The 16057-nt window shown below is 62.3% G+C and carries 15 protein-coding genes and 2 pseudogenes; 13 read left to right on the forward strand and 4 right to left on the reverse strand.

Features of this window, described 5'->3' with window-relative positions:
- Positions 1 to 83: 83 nt before the first annotated feature.
- The 7 genes from M727_RS0125185 to M727_RS43840 all read left to right on the forward strand — a co-directional run bounded on the left by M727_RS0125185 (position 84) and on the right by M727_RS43840 (position 5902).
- Entirely contained in the window at positions 84 to 1097 is a 1014-nt protein-coding gene (locus M727_RS0125185) for a DUF4424 domain-containing protein (RefSeq protein WP_027154958.1), read from the forward strand.
- Positions 1097 to 1615, forward strand: a complete 519-nt coding sequence (locus M727_RS0125190) for a dihydrofolate reductase (RefSeq protein ID WP_027154959.1) — start codon at positions 1097 to 1099, stop codon at positions 1613 to 1615. Before M727_RS0125185 ends, M727_RS0125190 begins: the two co-directional genes overlap by 1 nt.
- Before the next feature lie 142 nt (positions 1616 to 1757).
- The gene (hflK, locus tag M727_RS0125195; protein WP_027154960.1) at positions 1758 to 2867 is read left to right on the forward strand and encodes an FtsH protease activity modulator HflK; all 1110 of its coding nucleotides are present in this window, start codon (positions 1758 to 1760) and stop codon (positions 2865 to 2867) included.
- Positions 2867 to 3844, forward strand: a complete 978-nt coding sequence (locus M727_RS0125200) for a protease modulator HflC (RefSeq protein WP_027154961.1) — start codon at positions 2867 to 2869, stop codon at positions 3842 to 3844. Before hflK ends, M727_RS0125200 begins: the two co-directional genes overlap by 1 nt.
- A 6-nt stretch (positions 3845 to 3850) precedes the next feature.
- Positions 3851 to 4039: a DUF2065 domain-containing protein gene (locus M727_RS0125205; RefSeq protein WP_027154962.1), complete on the forward strand. Its 189-nt coding sequence runs from the start codon at positions 3851 to 3853 to the stop codon at positions 4037 to 4039.
- A 139-nt stretch (positions 4040 to 4178) separates the two neighbouring features.
- Positions 4179 to 5693: a DegQ family serine endoprotease gene (locus M727_RS0125210; protein WP_027154963.1), complete on the forward strand. Its 1515-nt coding sequence runs from the start codon at positions 4179 to 4181 to the stop codon at positions 5691 to 5693.
- 77 nt (positions 5694 to 5770) lie between these two features.
- Entirely contained in the window at positions 5771 to 5902 is a 132-nt protein-coding gene (locus tag M727_RS43840) for a hypothetical protein (protein WP_280944177.1), read from the forward strand.
- Positions 5903 to 5919: 17 nt separating this feature from the next.
- On the opposite strand, the gene M727_RS0125220 is transcribed toward M727_RS43840, so the two are convergent.
- Positions 5920 to 6483 (reverse strand): GNAT family N-acetyltransferase, encoded by a 564-nt coding sequence (locus M727_RS0125220; protein ID WP_027154964.1) that lies wholly within the window; start codon positions 6481 to 6483, stop codon positions 5920 to 5922.
- Positions 6480 to 7367, reverse strand: a complete 888-nt coding sequence (gene serB / locus M727_RS0125225) for a phosphoserine phosphatase SerB (RefSeq protein WP_027155015.1) — start codon at positions 7365 to 7367, stop codon at positions 6480 to 6482. Before serB ends, M727_RS0125220 begins: the two co-directional genes overlap by 4 nt.
- Here serB and miaA point away from each other — a divergent pair.
- Entirely contained in the window at positions 7357 to 8349 is a 993-nt protein-coding gene (gene miaA / locus M727_RS0125230; protein ID WP_027154965.1) for a tRNA (adenosine(37)-N6)-dimethylallyltransferase MiaA, read from the forward strand. The two genes, serB and miaA, sit on opposite strands and share 11 nt — an antisense overlap.
- Before the next feature lie 103 nt (positions 8350 to 8452).
- Positions 8453 to 9244: a GGDEF domain-containing protein gene (locus M727_RS0125235; protein WP_027154966.1), complete on the forward strand. Its 792-nt coding sequence runs from the start codon at positions 8453 to 8455 to the stop codon at positions 9242 to 9244.
- A 175-nt stretch (positions 9245 to 9419) separates the two neighbouring features.
- On the opposite strand, the gene M727_RS0125240 is transcribed toward M727_RS0125235, so the two are convergent.
- Entirely contained in the window at positions 9420 to 11258 is a 1839-nt protein-coding gene (locus tag M727_RS0125240) for an ATP-binding protein (RefSeq protein ID WP_027154967.1), read from the reverse strand.
- Positions 11259 to 11427: 169 nt separating this feature from the next.
- On the opposite strand from M727_RS0125240, the gene M727_RS0125245 reads away from it, so the two are divergent.
- From M727_RS0125245 to M727_RS37435, 4 genes and pseudogenes are all read left to right on the forward strand, one after another.
- On the forward strand, positions 11428 to 11994 hold the full coding sequence (locus tag M727_RS0125245; RefSeq protein ID WP_027154968.1) for an XRE family transcriptional regulator: 567 nt from the start codon (positions 11428 to 11430) through the stop codon (positions 11992 to 11994).
- A gap of 352 nt (positions 11995 to 12346) precedes the next feature.
- On the forward strand, positions 12347 to 12991 hold the full coding sequence (locus M727_RS0125255; RefSeq protein WP_027154969.1) for a hypothetical protein: 645 nt from the start codon (positions 12347 to 12349) through the stop codon (positions 12989 to 12991).
- Between the two features lie 73 nt (positions 12992 to 13064).
- Positions 13065 to 13300: pseudogene (locus tag M727_RS44035) on the forward strand (hypothetical protein); the annotation flags it as partial.
- A 49-nt stretch (positions 13301 to 13349) separates the two neighbouring features.
- A pseudogene (locus tag M727_RS37435) lies at positions 13350 to 13871 on the forward strand (GNAT family N-acetyltransferase); the annotation flags it as partial.
- Between the two features lie 19 nt (positions 13872 to 13890).
- Here the strand turns inward: M727_RS37435 and M727_RS0125265 are convergent.
- Positions 13891 to 15693, reverse strand: a complete 1803-nt coding sequence (locus M727_RS0125265; protein ID WP_027154970.1) for an NAD(P)/FAD-dependent oxidoreductase — start codon at positions 15691 to 15693, stop codon at positions 13891 to 13893.
- Positions 15694 to 16057: the final 364 nt, after the last annotated feature.

The following is a 16057-nucleotide window of genomic DNA, read 5'->3' on the forward strand; positions in this document are numbered from 1 at the left end:
TCGCATCGTGCTTTCCGAAAATCGATTCCGATTTTCGGGCCGATGCGATAGAGTCATAGCGGCATCTCGCCCAGGGAGCTTCCATGATCCGTTATGTCCTGACCGCCGCGCTGGCGCTTTCGGCCACGCCCGTGTTCGCCAATGATTCGATCGCCGAATTGGGGACAGGCGGCCTGATCCTGTCGCGCAGCGACGCGGTCGCCATGGAGAGCGAGGACCTCTACATCTCGCCGGAAAAGGTGACGGTCGACTATGTCTTCCGCAACATCACCGACAAGGATGTCGACGCGATCGTCGCCTTTCCGATGCCTGACATCGAAGGCGATCCGAACGAGATGCCGGCAATTCCCAACGGCCAGAGCGACAATTTCCTCGGCTTCGAGGTGACGATCGACGGCGTGGTGGCAAAGCCGCAGCTCGAGCAGAAGGCGTTTGCGCTCGGCATCGACATCAGTGCCGATCTCAAGTCGCAGAACGTGCCGTTCTACCCGTTCGGCGATGCGGCCAGGGCGGCATTGGCGAAGCTGCCGCAAGCGGTTGCCGACGACTGGATCGACCGCGGCCTCATCATCGAGGATACCGCCGACGACGGGTCGGGCATGAAAACCGTCTATGTGCCGTTCTGGCAATTGCGCTCGACCTATTGGTGGCGCTCGACTTTTCCAGCCAACAAGGCAGTCCGCGTCGCCCATCGCTACAAGCCCAGCGTCGGCGCCACCTCCTCGGTCAGCTTCTTCTATGACGGCCAATTCCAGGGCCAATACGCCGCTTACAAGACCCGCTACTGCATGGACGGCGCGTTCGAGAATGCGATTCGCAAGGCGGCGAAGAGCAATCCCGACGGCATTCCGAGGTATTTCGAAAACCGCATCGCCTATGTCCTGACCACTGGCGGCAACTGGGCGACTGGCTCGATCGGCAAGTTCAAGCTGACCGTCGACAAGGGCGATCCGAAGAACCTGGTCTCGTTCTGTGGCGAAAACGTCAGGAAAGTCGGGCCGACGCGTTTCGAGATGAAGGCAGAGAATTTCTACCCTGAGCACGACATCGACATATTGCTGCTGGCACCTTCGGGCGATGGCGGGAGCGGCGGCTGATGGACGTCGCGATCTATGTCGCCATCGCCGAAAACGGTGTGATCGGGCGCGATGGCGGTTTGCCGTGGCGGCTTTCCAGCGATCTCAAGCGGTTCAAGGCCGACACGATGGGCAAACCTGTCATCATGGGCCGCAAGACCTATGAAGGCATCGGCCGGCCTCTGCCTGGCAGGCTCAATATCGTGGTGACCCGCGATACGGCCTGGCGCGCCGAGGGCGTCGAAACCGTGCATTCGCTCGACGAGGCGATCCGCCTGGCCAAGGCGCGCGGGCGCTGCATGGCCGGCGCCGACGAAATCTGCATCATTGGCGGCGGCGAGATCTATGCCCAGGCGCTGCCCCTGGCCGACCGCTTGCATGTCACCCATGTCCTTGCCGCGGTCGATGGCGACGCGCATTTCCCGCCGATCGACCCGGATTTGTGGCGCATCGGCCGCTCGCAGGACGTTCCGGCCGGTGAAAAGGATAGTCATGCGACACGCTATTCGGTTTACGAGCGACGCTGCGACGTGCATTGAGAGACGGTAAAGGGTCGCGACGGTCCAAAATGGACGGTGACGACGACCGATCGCGTTGAAAGCGCGCCGTCGCATCCCTATAGAAGAACAACACCGGATTTTGCGTCGTCAGGCCGGCGCATGAGGGAGCGAAAGGACATTTATGCCCTGGAATGACAAAAGCGGCGGAGGCGGCGGCCCATGGGGCGGCGGCAACAATCCAGGACCCTGGGGGCAGGGACCAAAGGGGCCTAGCGGTCCGCAGGGCTCGCCTCCCGATCTCGAAGACATCATCCGGCGCGGCCAGGACAGGTTGCGGCGTGCTTTGCCGGGTGGCACTGGCGCCAGCCCAGCCGTGTTCGGATTGATCGCGGCAGCGCTTATAGCGCTGTGGGCGTTCAAGGCGGTCTATACCGTGCAGCCCGACGAGGTTGCGGTCGAACTCAGATTCGGCGTGCCAAAGGCGGAGTTCTCGCAGCCAGGCCTGCATTTTCATTGGTGGCCCATCGAGACGGTCGAGACGGCAGTCATTGCCGAACAACTCGTCAACATCGGCGGCGGCACGGCCTCCGGCAACGGTTCAGGGCTGATGCTTTCGGGCGACCAGAACATCGTCAACGTCCAGTTCTCGGTGGCCTATCAGGTCTCCGATCCGAGGGCCTATCTGTTCGACGTGTCCGATCCCGACGGCATGCTGCGCCAGGTCGCCGAAAGCGCCATGCGCGAAGCGGTCGGTCGGCGGCCGGCGCAGGACATCTTCCGCGATGATCGCGAGGGCATTGCAGCGTCCGTGCGCGAAATCATCCAGACGACGCTGGACGGCTACAAGGCCGGCCTGAACGTCAACGCGATCTCGATCGAGGATGCCGCACCGCCGCGCGAAGTGGCCGACGCCTTTGATGAGGTGCAGCGCGCCGAACAGGACGAGGACAAGTTCGTCGAGCAGGCCAACCAGTATTCCAACCAGAAGCTCGGCCAGGCGCGCGGCGAGGCCGCACAGATCCGCGAGGAAGCGGCCGGCTACAAGAACCGGGTCGTGCAGGAGGCCGAAGGCGAGGCGCAGCGCTTCATCTCGGTCTATGACGAATACGCCAAGGCGCCGGATGTGACGCGCCAGCGGCTTTATCTGGAAACGATGGAGAGGGTTCTGAAGGATTCCAGCAAGGTCATTATCGAGCAAGGCAGCGGACCAGGGGTCGTTCCCTATCTGCCGCTGCCGGCATTGCAGCAGAAGGCGCCGGCGCCGGCGCCGGTGCTGGGAGGAAACCAGTGATGGCCAACCGTCTTCCCATCATCGCCGTCATCGCCGCGGTCGTCCTGTTCCTGCTCTATTCGTCGGTCTTCGTTGTCAATGCGCGCCAGCAGGCACTGGTGCTCAGGTTCGGCGAGATCGTCGACGTCAAGAGCCAGCCGGGCATCTATTTCAAGGCGCCGTTCGCCTTCTTCGATGCCGACAGCGTGCAGTTGATCGAAAACAGGGTGCTGCGCTTCGACCTCGACAACATCCGCGTCCAGGTTTCGGGCGGCAAGTTTTATGAGGTCGACGCCTTCATCGCCTATCGGATCTCGGATCCGCGCGTGTTTCGCTCCGCGGTGTCCGGCCAGATCGAGCTGGCCGAGGCACGCTTGAGGACGCGTCTCGACGCCGCCTTGCGCCGTGTCTACGGTCTGCGCGACTTCGAGGCGGCGCTCTCGGAAGAGCGAGCCGTGATGATGCGCGAAGTGCGCGATCAGCTGAGGCCCGACGCCACGTCGCTCGGCCTGCAGATCGAGGATGTCCGCATTCGCCGGACCGATTTGACGGCGGAAGTCTCGCAACAGACATATGACCGCATGAAGGCTGAGCGTCTGGCCGAAGCCGAGCGGCTGCGGGCGCGCGGCAACGAGGCGGCGCAGCGCATCAGGGCGCGCGCCGACCGCGAAGTGGTGGAGATCGTCGCCGAGGCACGGAGAGAGTCTGAAATCCTGCGCGGTGAAGGTGAAGCTCAACGCAGCGCCACCTTCGCGAACGCCTACCAGCGCGATCCAGCCTTCTTCGACTTTTACCGGTCGATGAATGCCTACGGCACGGCGCTGAACAGTACCGGGACGACGATGGTGCTGTCGCCGAATTCGGACTTCTTCCGTTTCTTCCGCAATCCCGCCGGCGCGGACATGCCGGCAGCGCCGGCTGCACCGGCAGCGCCTGGGCCAGCAGCTGTGCCCCGTGCACCCGCTGCACCGACAGCGCAGCCAGGCACCGGCCAGTAACGGCCGGTGCAGGACTTTCTGGCGGCAATAGGCCTGGTTCTCGTCGTCGAGGGCCTGGTCTATGGCGGCTTTCCCGGTCTCGCCAAGAAACTTGCCGGCGAAGTTCTGTCGATGCCGGAGAATACGCTGCGGGTCGCCGGGCTGATTGCAATCGCCGTTGGTGTCGGCCTGGTCTGGCTGGTGCGTGGTGGATGACGATGATTTCGGGATAACGGAGGATTTATCCTCTGCCGATAGCCATAGCCGCAAACGTGCCGTATTTCTTGCCAACATGGCTCGACGCAGCGTCTTCGGCGAGCGCTTTTTCTTCTCAGAGACACCGGGAGACTTCTCGATGACATCCAACAGCTTTTTGCGCGCGGCGAGGCGGACGTTGACCGCGGGTGCTGCAGCAGTTCTTATCGGCGTCGTTACCGTCCCGTCGCTGGTGACGCCCGCGGCCGCCGACGACGGCCCGGCTTCGGTCGCCGATCTGGCGCAGGGCCTGCTCGGCGCCGTGGTCAATATATCGACCTCGCAGAGGGTGAAGGGCACGGAAGGCCCGGGCGCGGTGCCGATGCCGCAGCTTCCAGAGGGCTCGCCCTTCCAGGACTTCTTCGACGATTTCTTCAAGAACCGTCCCGGCGAACAGGGCAACCCCTCGCAAAAGGTGCAGTCGCTGGGCTCAGGCTTCGTGGTCGACGCCGAGCAGGGCATCGTGGTGACGAATAACCACGTGATCGCCGATGCCGACGACATCGAGGTGAATTTCTCCGACGGCGTGACGCTGAAGGCGACGCTGGTCGGCACCGACACCAAGACCGACGTGGCGGTGCTGAAGGTCGATCCGAAAGGGCACAAGCTGACGGCGGTGAAATTTGGCGATTCCAGCAAGATGCGCGTCGGTGACTGGGTGATGGCGATCGGCAATCCGTTCGGCCTCGGCGGCACCGTGACGGTCGGCATCGTCTCGGCCCGCAACCGCGACATCAATTCCGGCCCCTATGACGATTTCATCCAGACCGATGCCGCGATCAACCGCGGCAATTCCGGCGGGCCGCTGTTCAACAGCGCCGGCGAGGTGATCGGCATCAACACGGCGATCATATCGCCGTCCGGCGGCTCGATCGGCATCGGCTTTTCCATCCCCTCGCAGCTGGCGTTGGGCGTGGTCGACCAGCTCCGCCAGTTCGGCGAGACGCGGCGCGGCTGGCTCGGTGTGCGCATCCAGCCGGTGACGGACGACATTGCCGAGAGCCTCGGCATGGCGACCGCCAAGGGCGCGCTGGTCGCCGGCGTCATCAAGGGCGGGCCTGTCGACAACGGCACCATCCTGGCGGGCGACGTCATCATCAAGTTCGACGGCAGGGACGTCAATGAAATGCGCGACCTGCCGCGCGTCGTCGCGGAGAGCACGGTCGGCAAGGCTGTCGACGTGGTCATCGTGCGCAAGGGTGTCGAGCAGACCGTGAAGGTGACGCTTGGCCGGCTCGAAGATGGCGAAAAGCTTGCCAGCGGCGAGAACGGCAATACCGACAAGGACACCGGCGACGAGGCGCCTGCCGTTTCGACGGCGTCCGTGCTTGGCATGACCGTTGGCGACCTCAACGACGAGACGCGGACGAAATTCGGCATTGCCGCCGAAGTCTCCGGCGTCGTCATCACTGAAGTCGCCAAGGATTCAGCCGCTGCCGAACGCGGCATCCAGGCCGGCGAGGTGATCACCGAGATCGCGCAGGAATCGGTCGCCACGCCCAAGGATGTCATGGACCGGATTGCTGCGTTGAAGGAGCAGGGACGCAAAAATGCGCTGCTGATGCTGGCGTCGAAGAGCGGCGAATTGCGGTTTGTGACGATCCGGATGGACTGAGTCCCGGAGGCGCGTGCTGATGGTGTGTCGCTGAACCAGTGGATCGCGTCGGCCGTGTCGCAAAAGGTTGGAGCTCCATGGAGAAAGCGGCCGATTTCCTGCGTCGACGGGCGGGTGATGCATCGGGCGACGATTTCGCGCAAGTGCTCGATCGGGTCGGCGCAAAACCGCCGCAGCCCGGCGACGAGCTTCCGTTTGACAAGCGCTGATCAGGGGCCGGCGCTGATCAGCGCCGGTTTGTTCGCCAATCCTTGGCTGTCAGCCTGTAGAACACATGCCGCTTGAGCCTGGCGTGGCTGTCCGGAATGCCGGGGTGGTCGAAATCCCTGGCCGGGTCGGCGGTCATGCCCAGCCGTTCCATGACGGCGGTGGACCGGCTATTGCCCTTCACGGCGAAGGATACGATTTCCTCGAGGCCAATCCTTTCGAAGCCATAGGCGAGCCAGGCTTCGGCTGCCTCGGTGACATAGCCATGGCCCCAGAATTCGGGCGCCAGCCGCCAGCCGATCTCGACGGTGCCGGCCGGCAGGAACGGCAAATGATCGGTGTCGAGGAGGCCGACGAAGCCGATGCATTGGCGCGTTTCAATTATCTCGGCGGCAGCGAAACCGTAGCCATCCTCGGCAATCCAGGCGCGGAACTCGTCCATCTTGGCGTCGGCCTGCGCGCGGTCGCGGCGAAACGGAAAGAACTCCATGACGCGCTCGTCGGAGTTGATGCGGTAGAAGAGATCGCGGTCGCGATCCTCCCAGTTGCGCAGGATCAGGCGTTCGGTGCGGATCGGCGTCACTCCACAAACTCCTCCCGCCGGTAGCCCTGCAGATAGAGAAGCGCGGTCAGGTCGCCATGGTCGATGCGGAATTTTGCCTCCGCCGCCACGACCTGCTTGGCATGAAGCGCCACACCGGTGCCGGCAAGGCGGATCATGTCGAGGTCGTTGGCGCCATCGCCGACAGCAATGGCGTCGGCGGTCGTCAGCCCGAGGCGCGCCGAAATCTCGAGCAGCGCATCGGCCTTGGCGGCACGCCCCAGGATCGGCTCGGCGACCAGCCCGGTGAAGCGGCCATCCTGCTCGATCAGGCGGTTGGCGCGGTTCTCCTGAAAGCCGAGCATGGCGGCGATGCGTGCGGTGAAGACGTTGAAGCCACCCGACACGAGTGCAGTCCAAGCGCCGTTGGCCCGCATGGTCTGGACAAGCGCGCGGCCACCGGAAGCCAGCGTCAGGCGATTGGCGATGATGCGGTCGACCACGGCAGTGTCGAGACCTTTCAGCAGCGCAACCCGCTCGCGCAAGGCCGGCTCGAAAGCGATCTCGCCATTCATCGATCGCGCCGTGATGGCGGCGACGTAATCCTTGACGCCGATCTCGTCGGCGAGCTCGTCGATGCACTCCTGGTCGATAACGGTTGAATCCATATCGGCGATAAGGATTTTCTTCCGCCTGCCCTGGGGCCGCTGAACGATCACGTCAACCGGTTCGGGTGCAAGCACGGCGCGCAGGCTGACGGTCGTTTCAGCGGCTTCGGCCGTCTCGGGCAGGGCGAATTCGCAAGCGATGCCTTCGGCCAGCCAGCGAACAGTGCTTGCGCCGACCGACCGTGACGCCATATTCGCAAGCGCCGGCGACAATGCGCGGCCGGCCGGATGGGATACAAGCGTGGCGATCAGCGGCATAAAAGATTCCGGCGGGCAGGCGGGCGAGGGCCGCGTTAAGAACGCGATCCTGATAGCCGGGCCGACCGCCAGCGGCAAGTCCGCCCTTGCGCTCGCCCTCGCCGAGCGCAACGGCGGCGTCATCGCCAACACCGATTCGATGCAGGTCTATTCGGTGCTCGACGTGCTGACGGCGCGGCCGACTGCTGCCGAACTCGCTCGCGTCCCGCATTTCCTCTACGGACATGTCCATCCCTCCAACGCCTATTCCACCGGCGCCTGGCTGCGCGACGTGATGAAGCTCATCGACGGCGGTGCGCTCTTCCAACGGCCGGTCGGCACGTTCTTCGAACGGCCGGTGATTTTCGTCGGCGGTACCGGGCTCTACTTCCGCGCGCTTGCGGAAGGCATTTCGGAAATGCCTGACATTCCGCAGCCGATCCGTGATCGCTGGCGCTACGAGCTCCAGGAGCAGGGCGCAGCCAAGCTGCACCGCATCCTGCTGCGCGAGGATTCCGCGGCCGGCATGATGCTGAAGCCGACCGACGGCCAGCGCATCGTGCGGGCGCTGGAGGTGCTCGACGCATCGGGCCGTTCCATCCTGGAATGGCAGGCGGCGCGCGGCCGTCCACTGATCGACAGAGCCAGCACGCGCTTCCTTGTGATCGAGCCGGACCGAGCGGAGCTGGTGGAGCGGATCGAGGCGCGGTTCGACCGCATGCTGGAGAAGGGCGCCCTCGACGAGGTCAGGCAGATCACCGACCTTGGCCTCGATCCCGACTTGCCGGCGATGAAAGCGATCGGCGTTCGCGAACTCCAGGCCGCAATGGCCGGCGAGCTGAGTTTTCCCGAAGCGATCGAGCGCGCGAAGATCGCGACGCGACAGTATGCCAAGCGCCAGACGACCTGGTTCAGGCATCAGTTGGGTCCGGAATGGCTGAGATTGCGCCTTGGTGATCGTGTGGAATCCACGATCTTGGACGCCTTTTCGAGTGCAACCTGAAAAGTTGACTTTAAGGGAAGACCTCCCGTTGAAGTTGTCCTAATTAACCCTCCGTAAGGCCGTCGATGCCATAACGTCTTTGGGGTTTTGCAACGGGGAGCAGATGCGTTTTCACAAGGCGGAATCAGCCTTTTTCGTCTTCATCTTCGTGATCCTGGCCGCCGGCCTGGTGACGCTTCACGCCTATGGGCTTCTGCAGGCGCTCGCGGCGGAGATCACTACGCCTGCCGCGATTGAGAAGACCACTTATCTCAACAAGCTGTTGTTTGGGACCGGCGTCCTTTTGGCGACTGCCCTGTTCTTCGGGATTTTCTTCATCTACCCGCTGATCCGCAAGCAGGCGACGGAAGAAGGCAAGCTGCGCGCCATGACGGTTTCGCTCAGCGCCCGTTCAGAAACGCTGGAGCATGCGGCGCTGACCGACGGCCTGACCGGCATGCAGAACCGGCGTTATTTCGACGACGCACTGAAGGAATATCTCGAGGAATTCCGTCGCATTGACAAGCCGGTCGGGCTGATGATCCTTGATCTCGACCATTTCAAGCAGGTCAACGACACCCACGGCCATGATGTCGGTGACCAGGTGTTGCGGGCGGTCGCCAATTGTCTCAAGGACATGACGCGTTATCACGACGTGGTAGCGCGCCTGGGTGGCGAGGAGTTCGCAGTGGTCACCCCCAACATGGACGCCGAACTTCTATCCAGGTTCGCCGAGCGCATCCGCAAGGCGATCGCCAACATGTCGATACTATCGGGCAATGTCCGGCTGAAGATCACCACCAGCGTCGGCCTTGCGATCTGGGATCGCAAGGAAACCGCCGAAGAGTTCTATCGCCGCGCCGACCGCCAGCTCTACGAAGCCAAGAGGCAAGGCCGCAACCGCGTCTGCGCCTGAAATCCCGGAGAAGAATTCATGAGGCCGGCCGACTGACGCAGCTTTCTCGACTTCCGGTGCTCATGGACTCAAATGTCCACTCCGCGCCGGGTTCTCGAAAGCCACGTCATTCGATCCGGCCTGATGAATTCCCTTCCGGGATTTGCCTTAGCCTCACAGGCTAAAGCCGCCCGGCTCAATCGTTCTGCGAGCGCAGGCCGAAGGTTGCGGGTTTCAGGCCATATCGCATGTCGAAATCGTCGTCCGGCTGGGTGCGTGCGACAGTCGGGGCGGGCGGCTTGCGGTAGTCGGGATCGCCGGCCTGCCGGCTCGAATCGACGACTTCGGCGAAGGCCATCGCCTGCTGCGGTTTTGGAACGTTGCGAAGCCTTTCGACGATCGCCACCAGATCGACGTCATGGCCAAGCTCGGACGGCAAGGCTTCCTCGCGCTTGGCTGTGCCCGGGATCAGGCCATCGGACAGTTTTTCGAATTTCATTCGCATGGTCGTCGCCACGCCTTCACCAAAGGCGATGGCTTCGCGCTGTCCCATCGAAGACAGGAATGCCAGAGTCGAGGCCGAGGAATCGGCGATCGCCGAGCGGATGATCGCCTGGTCCTGCTCGTTGGCGAGCCGCATGGCAAAAAAGGTCGAGCACTGCGACAGGATGGTGGGATCGAGTTCGCCCGGGCGCTGGGTGACGATGCCGAGATAGCATCCATATTTGCGGCCTTCCTTGGCGATGCGCGACAGCGCGTGCCGGGTCGGCGCGAAACCAAGGCGTGGATCAGCCGGCATGTAGCGATGCGCTTCCTCGCACAGCAAGAGCAGCCGCAGCCGGCCTTCGCTCCACAGCGCCAGGTCGAAGGCCAGACGCGCCAGCACCGAGCAGACGGAATTGACCACTTCCGAAGGCATGCCTGCCATCTCGAAGCAGGTCACCGGGCGCCCGTGATGCGGCACGCGGAAAATATTGCCGATCGTCTCGTGGATGGTGTCCTCGATCAGCCGCGAGTTGAACATGAAGCGGTAGCGCGGATCCGAGGCTGCCGATTCGATGCGCGTCTTCAGCGATTTGAGGGTGGGACGGTCGTTCTTGCTTTCCAGCAGTCCCATGCGCTCGTCGATCTGCTTGATGAGATCGACAATGCGATAGGGCACCGGTGTGTCCGCGGTCAGCGCATCGCTGCCGCGCCTGACATAAGTGCCCGAATTCGGGTTGCGATAAAGATTTTTGGCCGCGGGAATGAGATCGCGCAAGGCGTCCACCTCTTCCGGCACGGTCTCTCGACCGCGAAACAGCACTTCAGCAAACTCCTCGAGCCTGAACATCCAGAAGGGCAGGTCCAGGGTCGCCGAATTGACCCTGACGCAATGCTCTGGCAAGGACGCGGCGAACTCGTTGTGCGGATCGAGGATGAGAACGCGCAGGTCGGGTCGAGCGGCGATCGACTTGCGCAAAAGCAGCGAGACGGCGGTGGATTTGCCGACGCCGGTGGTGCCGACAATGGCGAAATGGCGCGCCAGCGTGTCGTCGATAGCGATGTTGGCGTCGATCGCCTCATCCTGTGACAGCGTGCCGATGGTGATCGAGTGACGCCCGGCGAGGTCATAGACCGCCTGCAGGTCGCGGCTGCGGATGCGGTGGGCGATGGCGCCGATATGCGGATAGGTGGTGATCCCGCGGTCGAAAATTGGTTTGGCGCCGGGCTCGGCGCCGTCGCGCACCTCGCCGATGAGCTCGATACTGACCTCGATCGGGTTCTGGCCCTCATCGTGCCAGGCGCGATCCGACTTGCCGACCGCGTAGACCAGTCCGACGGTTCGCGTGTTGCCAAGGTTGATGGAGATCATCTTGCCGACGCTCCAATGGCCGGTGACCGTGCCTAGGATATCGGCGGCATGGGCGCTGATGGTGGCGCGCGCGCCGTCGCACTGGACGACATTGCCCAGAACGCGCTTGTCGCTCTGCTCCGCCTTGCGGCGCTCCTGCAGTGTCGGCTCTCCAACGGAGGCGTCGCGGTCGACGAACATGGACAGGCTGTTCCCCATTTCCCTTTTCCATTTTCCCCAAGGCGATCGACCTTACGCCGACGCGGTTAAGGGGGGGTGAGGTCGGATGGTGTAGGGACGATTAAGCCATTAGCAAAAATTGGTCCGATCGGCCCCTTGCTTGACTCCGAAATTTCGATATACCGGATGAATGACTGATATATCGAACGATATCTCCTCGACCATCGGCAGAAGAATACGCTCCGAAAGAGCCTTGAGGGACTGGTCGCTGGCGGAGCTCGCGGACCGCTCCGACGTGTCGAAAGCCATGCTCAGCACGATAGAGCGCGGCAAGACGAGCCCGACCGCAGCACTTCTCGTGCGCATCGCCGCGGCCTTCGGCATGACGCTTTCCACCCTCATCGCGCGGGCCGAGCTGCAAGGCGGGGGGCTGCTTCGCGAAAGCGATCAGCCGCTCTGGCGCGATCCCGCCACGGGCTATGTCCGGCGGCATCTTTCGCCGGTCTCGGACATGCAGCTCGAACTGATCCGGGTCCAATTGCCGGCGGGGTCCAAGGTGAGTTTTCCGGCAGCATCCTATACCTTCATCAAACAGCAGATCTGGCTGATTTCCGGACGGCTGGAATTCACCGAGGGCGATATCGTCCACAGTCTCGAACCGGGGGACTGCCTGGCGCTTGGCGCGCCTTCGGATTGCACCTTCCACGCTCCTGGACCGGATGTCGCCGACTATCTGATCGCGTTGGTGAGAGGCTGAACGCATGGCAGGCCGTCCCAAACGCTCCGACAATGGGGGACCGCCGCTCGACGACTACAAGGGCCCCCATGGGGCAAAGTGCCGACAGACGCGATGCCAGCCATCGCGGCGCGAAGCCAAGCCAAGGGGAGAAGGGAAAAGATGGGAGCGAGCGGCAGATCGTGGGATCACAGCACTGCCGAGGGAGACGCCTCGATCTCGGCGAAGAAATTCGGACGCCAGCCAAGCGGCTCCCAGGCCTCCGATGCCGCATCGATGCCGGAACAGACAGATCCATAGGTCAGCATGCAGCACCTGATGTTGCGAAGGATGTGTGGTGCGCTAGTATCTTTCGGCGAGGGAGCTGGGAAAAATGGAACGTTCTGATGGGTGGTTTCTCGCGATTGTTGGCGTCGCGATCGGTTTCATCTGTGGGATTGCTTGGGTCGACGTCGGGATGCCTCCTAACTGGGTTGCTACCTACCAGACGTTGATCACTGGTGTTCTTGCCGTTGGAGCGGCGGCATTCACGGTGAACGCTATGCACCGATCTGACGATCGGCAAAAGGAACTCACTCTCCGGGATGCAAGACGTGCCGCAAAGAATGCAGTTTGGGTAGGCGCCTATTTCAATAATATTTATGTTGAATTGGAAAACGTGTCTGATTATTTCCGGAGAAAATACCTGGGTTCTTCTCCACCGCCGCTGAGTAGTGACGATTTTGCTAAGATTAGAGCATTCCGCGCGAATCTGAAGACTGGCATGGAATTGGAGGTTCTTCTTGCCGCATCCAAAAACTTTGGCACCAGCATGTCTGGCACGTATGAAGTTCTGAAAGTGCTTGTGCAGAAAGCGGATTTGCTCGTTCGCATGGGCGAGAAGGCGCTCAAACCCGCGACAGTTGATCCAATCGCGTCCAAGAACCTTGCCACTAGATTCATCTCGGCGGTTGAAGATTCCAAACCTGTGCTGAAGACCTTTTCCGAGGGGCTTGCCAGACTTGAGGGCGAAATTTAGGTACTTCACCGTCCATCCTCCCCATAGCCGCCATGGCCATGCTCGCCTTGGCTCTGACTCGAGCCGGATACCGAAGGGCGACCCTTACATCTTCCTTGCTGGCAGGCTGCGCATGCCAAGGCGTGGAAGGCGCCGAGCCGCGACGTGATGCTGATGCGGATGGAAAAGGCCGAGCGGCTGGGCCTGACCTATGAGGAATATACGCTCGAAATCCTGGAACGCGGGCTGCATCTGCAGCCAAAGGACACCGATCGCATTGCCGCGATCAAGGCAGCACGAAAGCGACGCCGAGTCGGTCGTCTGGATTGACGGCTGGAACACGCCGATCGCTCCATCGCAGTCAAAGGACATCGCACGCATGATCTCCATCGAAATCAAGGATCTGACCCAGGCTGCGGGAACCCAAGCAATGCTGGTCGATATGCTGATCGAGACGGTCGCGGCCGGCGGATCAGTCAGTTTCATGCATCCGCTGGCGCCGGGCGCGGCAGGCGCCTTCTGGAGGAAGTCGCTTATTGCGGCTGCAAGAGGCGAAAGAGCTGTGCTCGGCGCCTGGGACGGCGAGGCTCTGGTCGGCACCGTTACCTTGCTGCTCAACTGTCCCCCCAACCAGCCGCACCGGGCCGAGATCGCCAAGCTGATGACCCGCGTCGACCATCGCGGCAAAGGCGTGGCCACCCGCCTGATGCGGGCGGCGGAAAGCCTCGCCGTCGAGAAGGGCCGTACACTGCTGGTCCTGGATACAGCGACAGAGGAGGGCGCTTCCGGTCTCTAGGAGAGGTTGGGCTTCACGCTTGCCGGTGAGATACCGGACTATGCAATGAAGCCGCATGGCGGACTTACCGGTACGCTTATCTACTGGAAGCGCATCGGCGAGTCCCGGCGACAGCCTCGATCGTCTATCCTGTGTGATGGACCTGCTGCAGCCCGTAGACCGGCGTCGCGATGCCCTCGTGCCGCGCTTTCAACTGCAGCGACAGGAACTGCGAATAGTGGCGTGACTGGTGCAGATTGCCGCCGTGGAACCAGAGCGCTTCCTGTTGCGTCGGCTTCCACATGTTGCGCTGCTCGCCCTCCCAGGGACCGGGATCCTTGGTGGTGTTCGAGCCGAGCCCCCAGCATTTCCCGACTTTGTCGGCGACCTCTTTCGAGATCAGCTCTGCCGCCCAGCCGTTCATCGAACCGTAGCCGGTGGCATAGACGACGACATCGGCCGGCAGCTCGGTGCCGTCGTTGAGCAGGACCGAATGTTCCTTGATCTCGGTCACGTCGACGCCGCTCTTCAGCTTGATGGCGCCGTCGATGATCAGCTGGGAGGCGCCGATATCGATATAGTAGCCGGAACCGCGCCTGAGATATTTCATGAACAGGCCCGAACCGTCGTCGCCCCAGTCGAGCATGAAGCCAGCTCTTTCTAGGCCCTCGTAGAAGGCGGCATCACGCTCCTTCATCTTCTCGTAGAGCGGGATCTGGAATTCGTGCAGGATCTTGTAGGGCAGCGAGGCGAAGATGAGATCGGCCTTGGCCGTGGTCATGCCGTTTTGCACGGCCTGCTCCGAATAGAGGGCTCCGAGCCCGATATCCATCAGCGTGTCGGATCTGACGATGTGCGTGGTCGATCGCTGCACCATGGTGACGTCGACGCCGGCTTCCCAGAGTGCGGCGCAGATATCATGCGCGGAATTGTTCGACCCGATGACGACGACTTTCTTGCCAGCGTAGCTGTCTGGACCGGGATGTTTCGAGGAATGGTGCTGATCGCCCTTGAAATTCTCCATGCCTTTGAACTGCGGGATGTTGGGCCGGCCCGACATGCCGGTGGCCAGCACCAGCTGCTTCGGCTTCAGCGTGATGTCCTTGCCGTCGCGACGGACGACGACCGTCCATTCCTTCTTCTGATCGTCATAGGTGGCGCTCTTGGCCTGCGTGGAGGACCAATAGTTCAGCTCCATGACCTTGGTGTACATTTCCAGCCAGTCGCCGATCTTGTCCTTGGGCGAGAAGACCGGCCAGTTCCGAGGAAAGTCGATATAGGGCAGATGGTCGTACCAGACCGGATCGTGCAGGCAGAGCGACTTGTAACGCTTGCGCCATGAATCGCCGGCACGCTCGTTCTTCTCGACGATAATGGTCGGCACGCCGAGCAGCCTCAGCCGGGCACCGAGCGCGATGCCGCCCTGGCCGCCGCCGATGATCAGCGTGTTGGGCTGATTGACAAAGCCGAGTTCGGCGGCTTCCTTCTCGCGCTCCTCCTTCCAGGTTGGCCGGTTTTTGCCGTGACCGTGCTTGGCACCCATCGGCCGGGCGAAGCCGGCGGGTTCCTCATGGTCCTTCAGCTCGACCATGGTGGTGAGCAGCGTCCAGATCTTGCCGTTCTTCAGCCTGATATGGCCGAAGCCGCGCGCAACCTCCGTTTCGAAACTGATCCAGCCTTCGAGCAGCCCGTCGCTCTCCGTGGCGTCTTCGCCTTTCGCAAGCGCCCAGTTCGATGGCTTTATCTTCGCCAACTGGCTCATCAGCATATCGCGCACCTGGTCGCGACCCTCCATGGTCTTGATGTTCCAGGTGAAGGTCACCAGATCGCGCCAGTAGCAGTCTTCCTGAAAGCACCCGACCGCTCCGTCGATGTCGCCGGCGGCGAGCGCTGCGCTGAATTGGTCGAGCACGTCGGCTAGTTTCTTGGCTGGGGCCTTGTCGAGCATCAAATTCCTCCCGTGAAGTGCTGGTCGTCATCGCGGCTTTGCCGGACCCTCCCAGCCCGGTCGACCGGAGTATCGCGGCAAACTGCGTGCCGCGTCACGTCGTCAAATAGTTTGGTGTGGTTTCAATGGCTTATCGCGAAGATCGTGGGCACTGGCCCTGCCGGCGGTCGTATCGGAACGGTGGTTCGACGCGATGGGCGCAACCGGGCCTGCCTGATACGGTCAAGTGGCTCGAACCGCCCGGCATCGTGCATATTCGCCGTTGACAGCGGCGCAAAACCAATTCTATTGTCCGCCACCATGAAAACGGCACTCATTCTCGTAGTAGGAAAGCGTGTGGGCAAGGCGGTGTAACCGCCGGGCG

This window comes from Mesorhizobium sp. WSM2561 (assembly GCF_000513915.1).
GTDB classification, from domain to species: Bacteria; Pseudomonadota; Alphaproteobacteria; order Rhizobiales; family Rhizobiaceae; genus Mesorhizobium; species Mesorhizobium muleiense.

Excerpts from the sequence above, each read along its gene's own strand:
- M727_RS0125185 (WP_027154958.1), top strand. The coding sequence starts at position 84 with ATGATCCGTTATGTCCTGACCGCCGCGCTGGCGCTTTCGGCCACGCCC.
- M727_RS0125190 (WP_027154959.1), top strand. The coding sequence starts at position 1,097 with ATGGACGTCGCGATCTATGTCGCCATCGCCGAAAACGGTGTGATCGGG.
- hflK (WP_027154960.1), top strand. The coding sequence starts at position 1,758 with ATGCCCTGGAATGACAAAAGCGGCGGAGGCGGCGGCCCATGGGGCGGC.
- M727_RS0125200 (WP_027154961.1), top strand. The coding sequence starts at position 2,867 with ATGGCCAACCGTCTTCCCATCATCGCCGTCATCGCCGCGGTCGTCCTG.
- M727_RS0125210 (WP_027154963.1), top strand. The coding sequence starts at position 4,179 with ATGACATCCAACAGCTTTTTGCGCGCGGCGAGGCGGACGTTGACCGCG.
- M727_RS43840 (WP_280944177.1), top strand. The coding sequence starts at position 5,771 with ATGGAGAAAGCGGCCGATTTCCTGCGTCGACGGGCGGGTGATGCATCG.
- serB (WP_027155015.1), bottom strand. The coding sequence starts at position 7,367 with ATGCCGCTGATCGCCACGCTTGTATCCCATCCGGCCGGCCGCGCATTG.
- M727_RS0125235 (WP_027154966.1), top strand. The coding sequence starts at position 8,453 with ATGCGTTTTCACAAGGCGGAATCAGCCTTTTTCGTCTTCATCTTCGTG.
- M727_RS0125240 (WP_027154967.1), bottom strand. The coding sequence starts at position 11,258 with ATGTTCGTCGACCGCGACGCCTCCGTTGGAGAGCCGACACTGCAGGAG.
- M727_RS0125245 (WP_027154968.1), top strand. The coding sequence starts at position 11,428 with ATGACTGATATATCGAACGATATCTCCTCGACCATCGGCAGAAGAATA.
- M727_RS0125255 (WP_027154969.1), top strand. The coding sequence starts at position 12,347 with ATGGAACGTTCTGATGGGTGGTTTCTCGCGATTGTTGGCGTCGCGATC.
- M727_RS0125265 (WP_027154970.1), bottom strand. The coding sequence starts at position 15,693 with ATGCTCGACAAGGCCCCAGCCAAGAAACTAGCCGACGTGCTCGACCAA.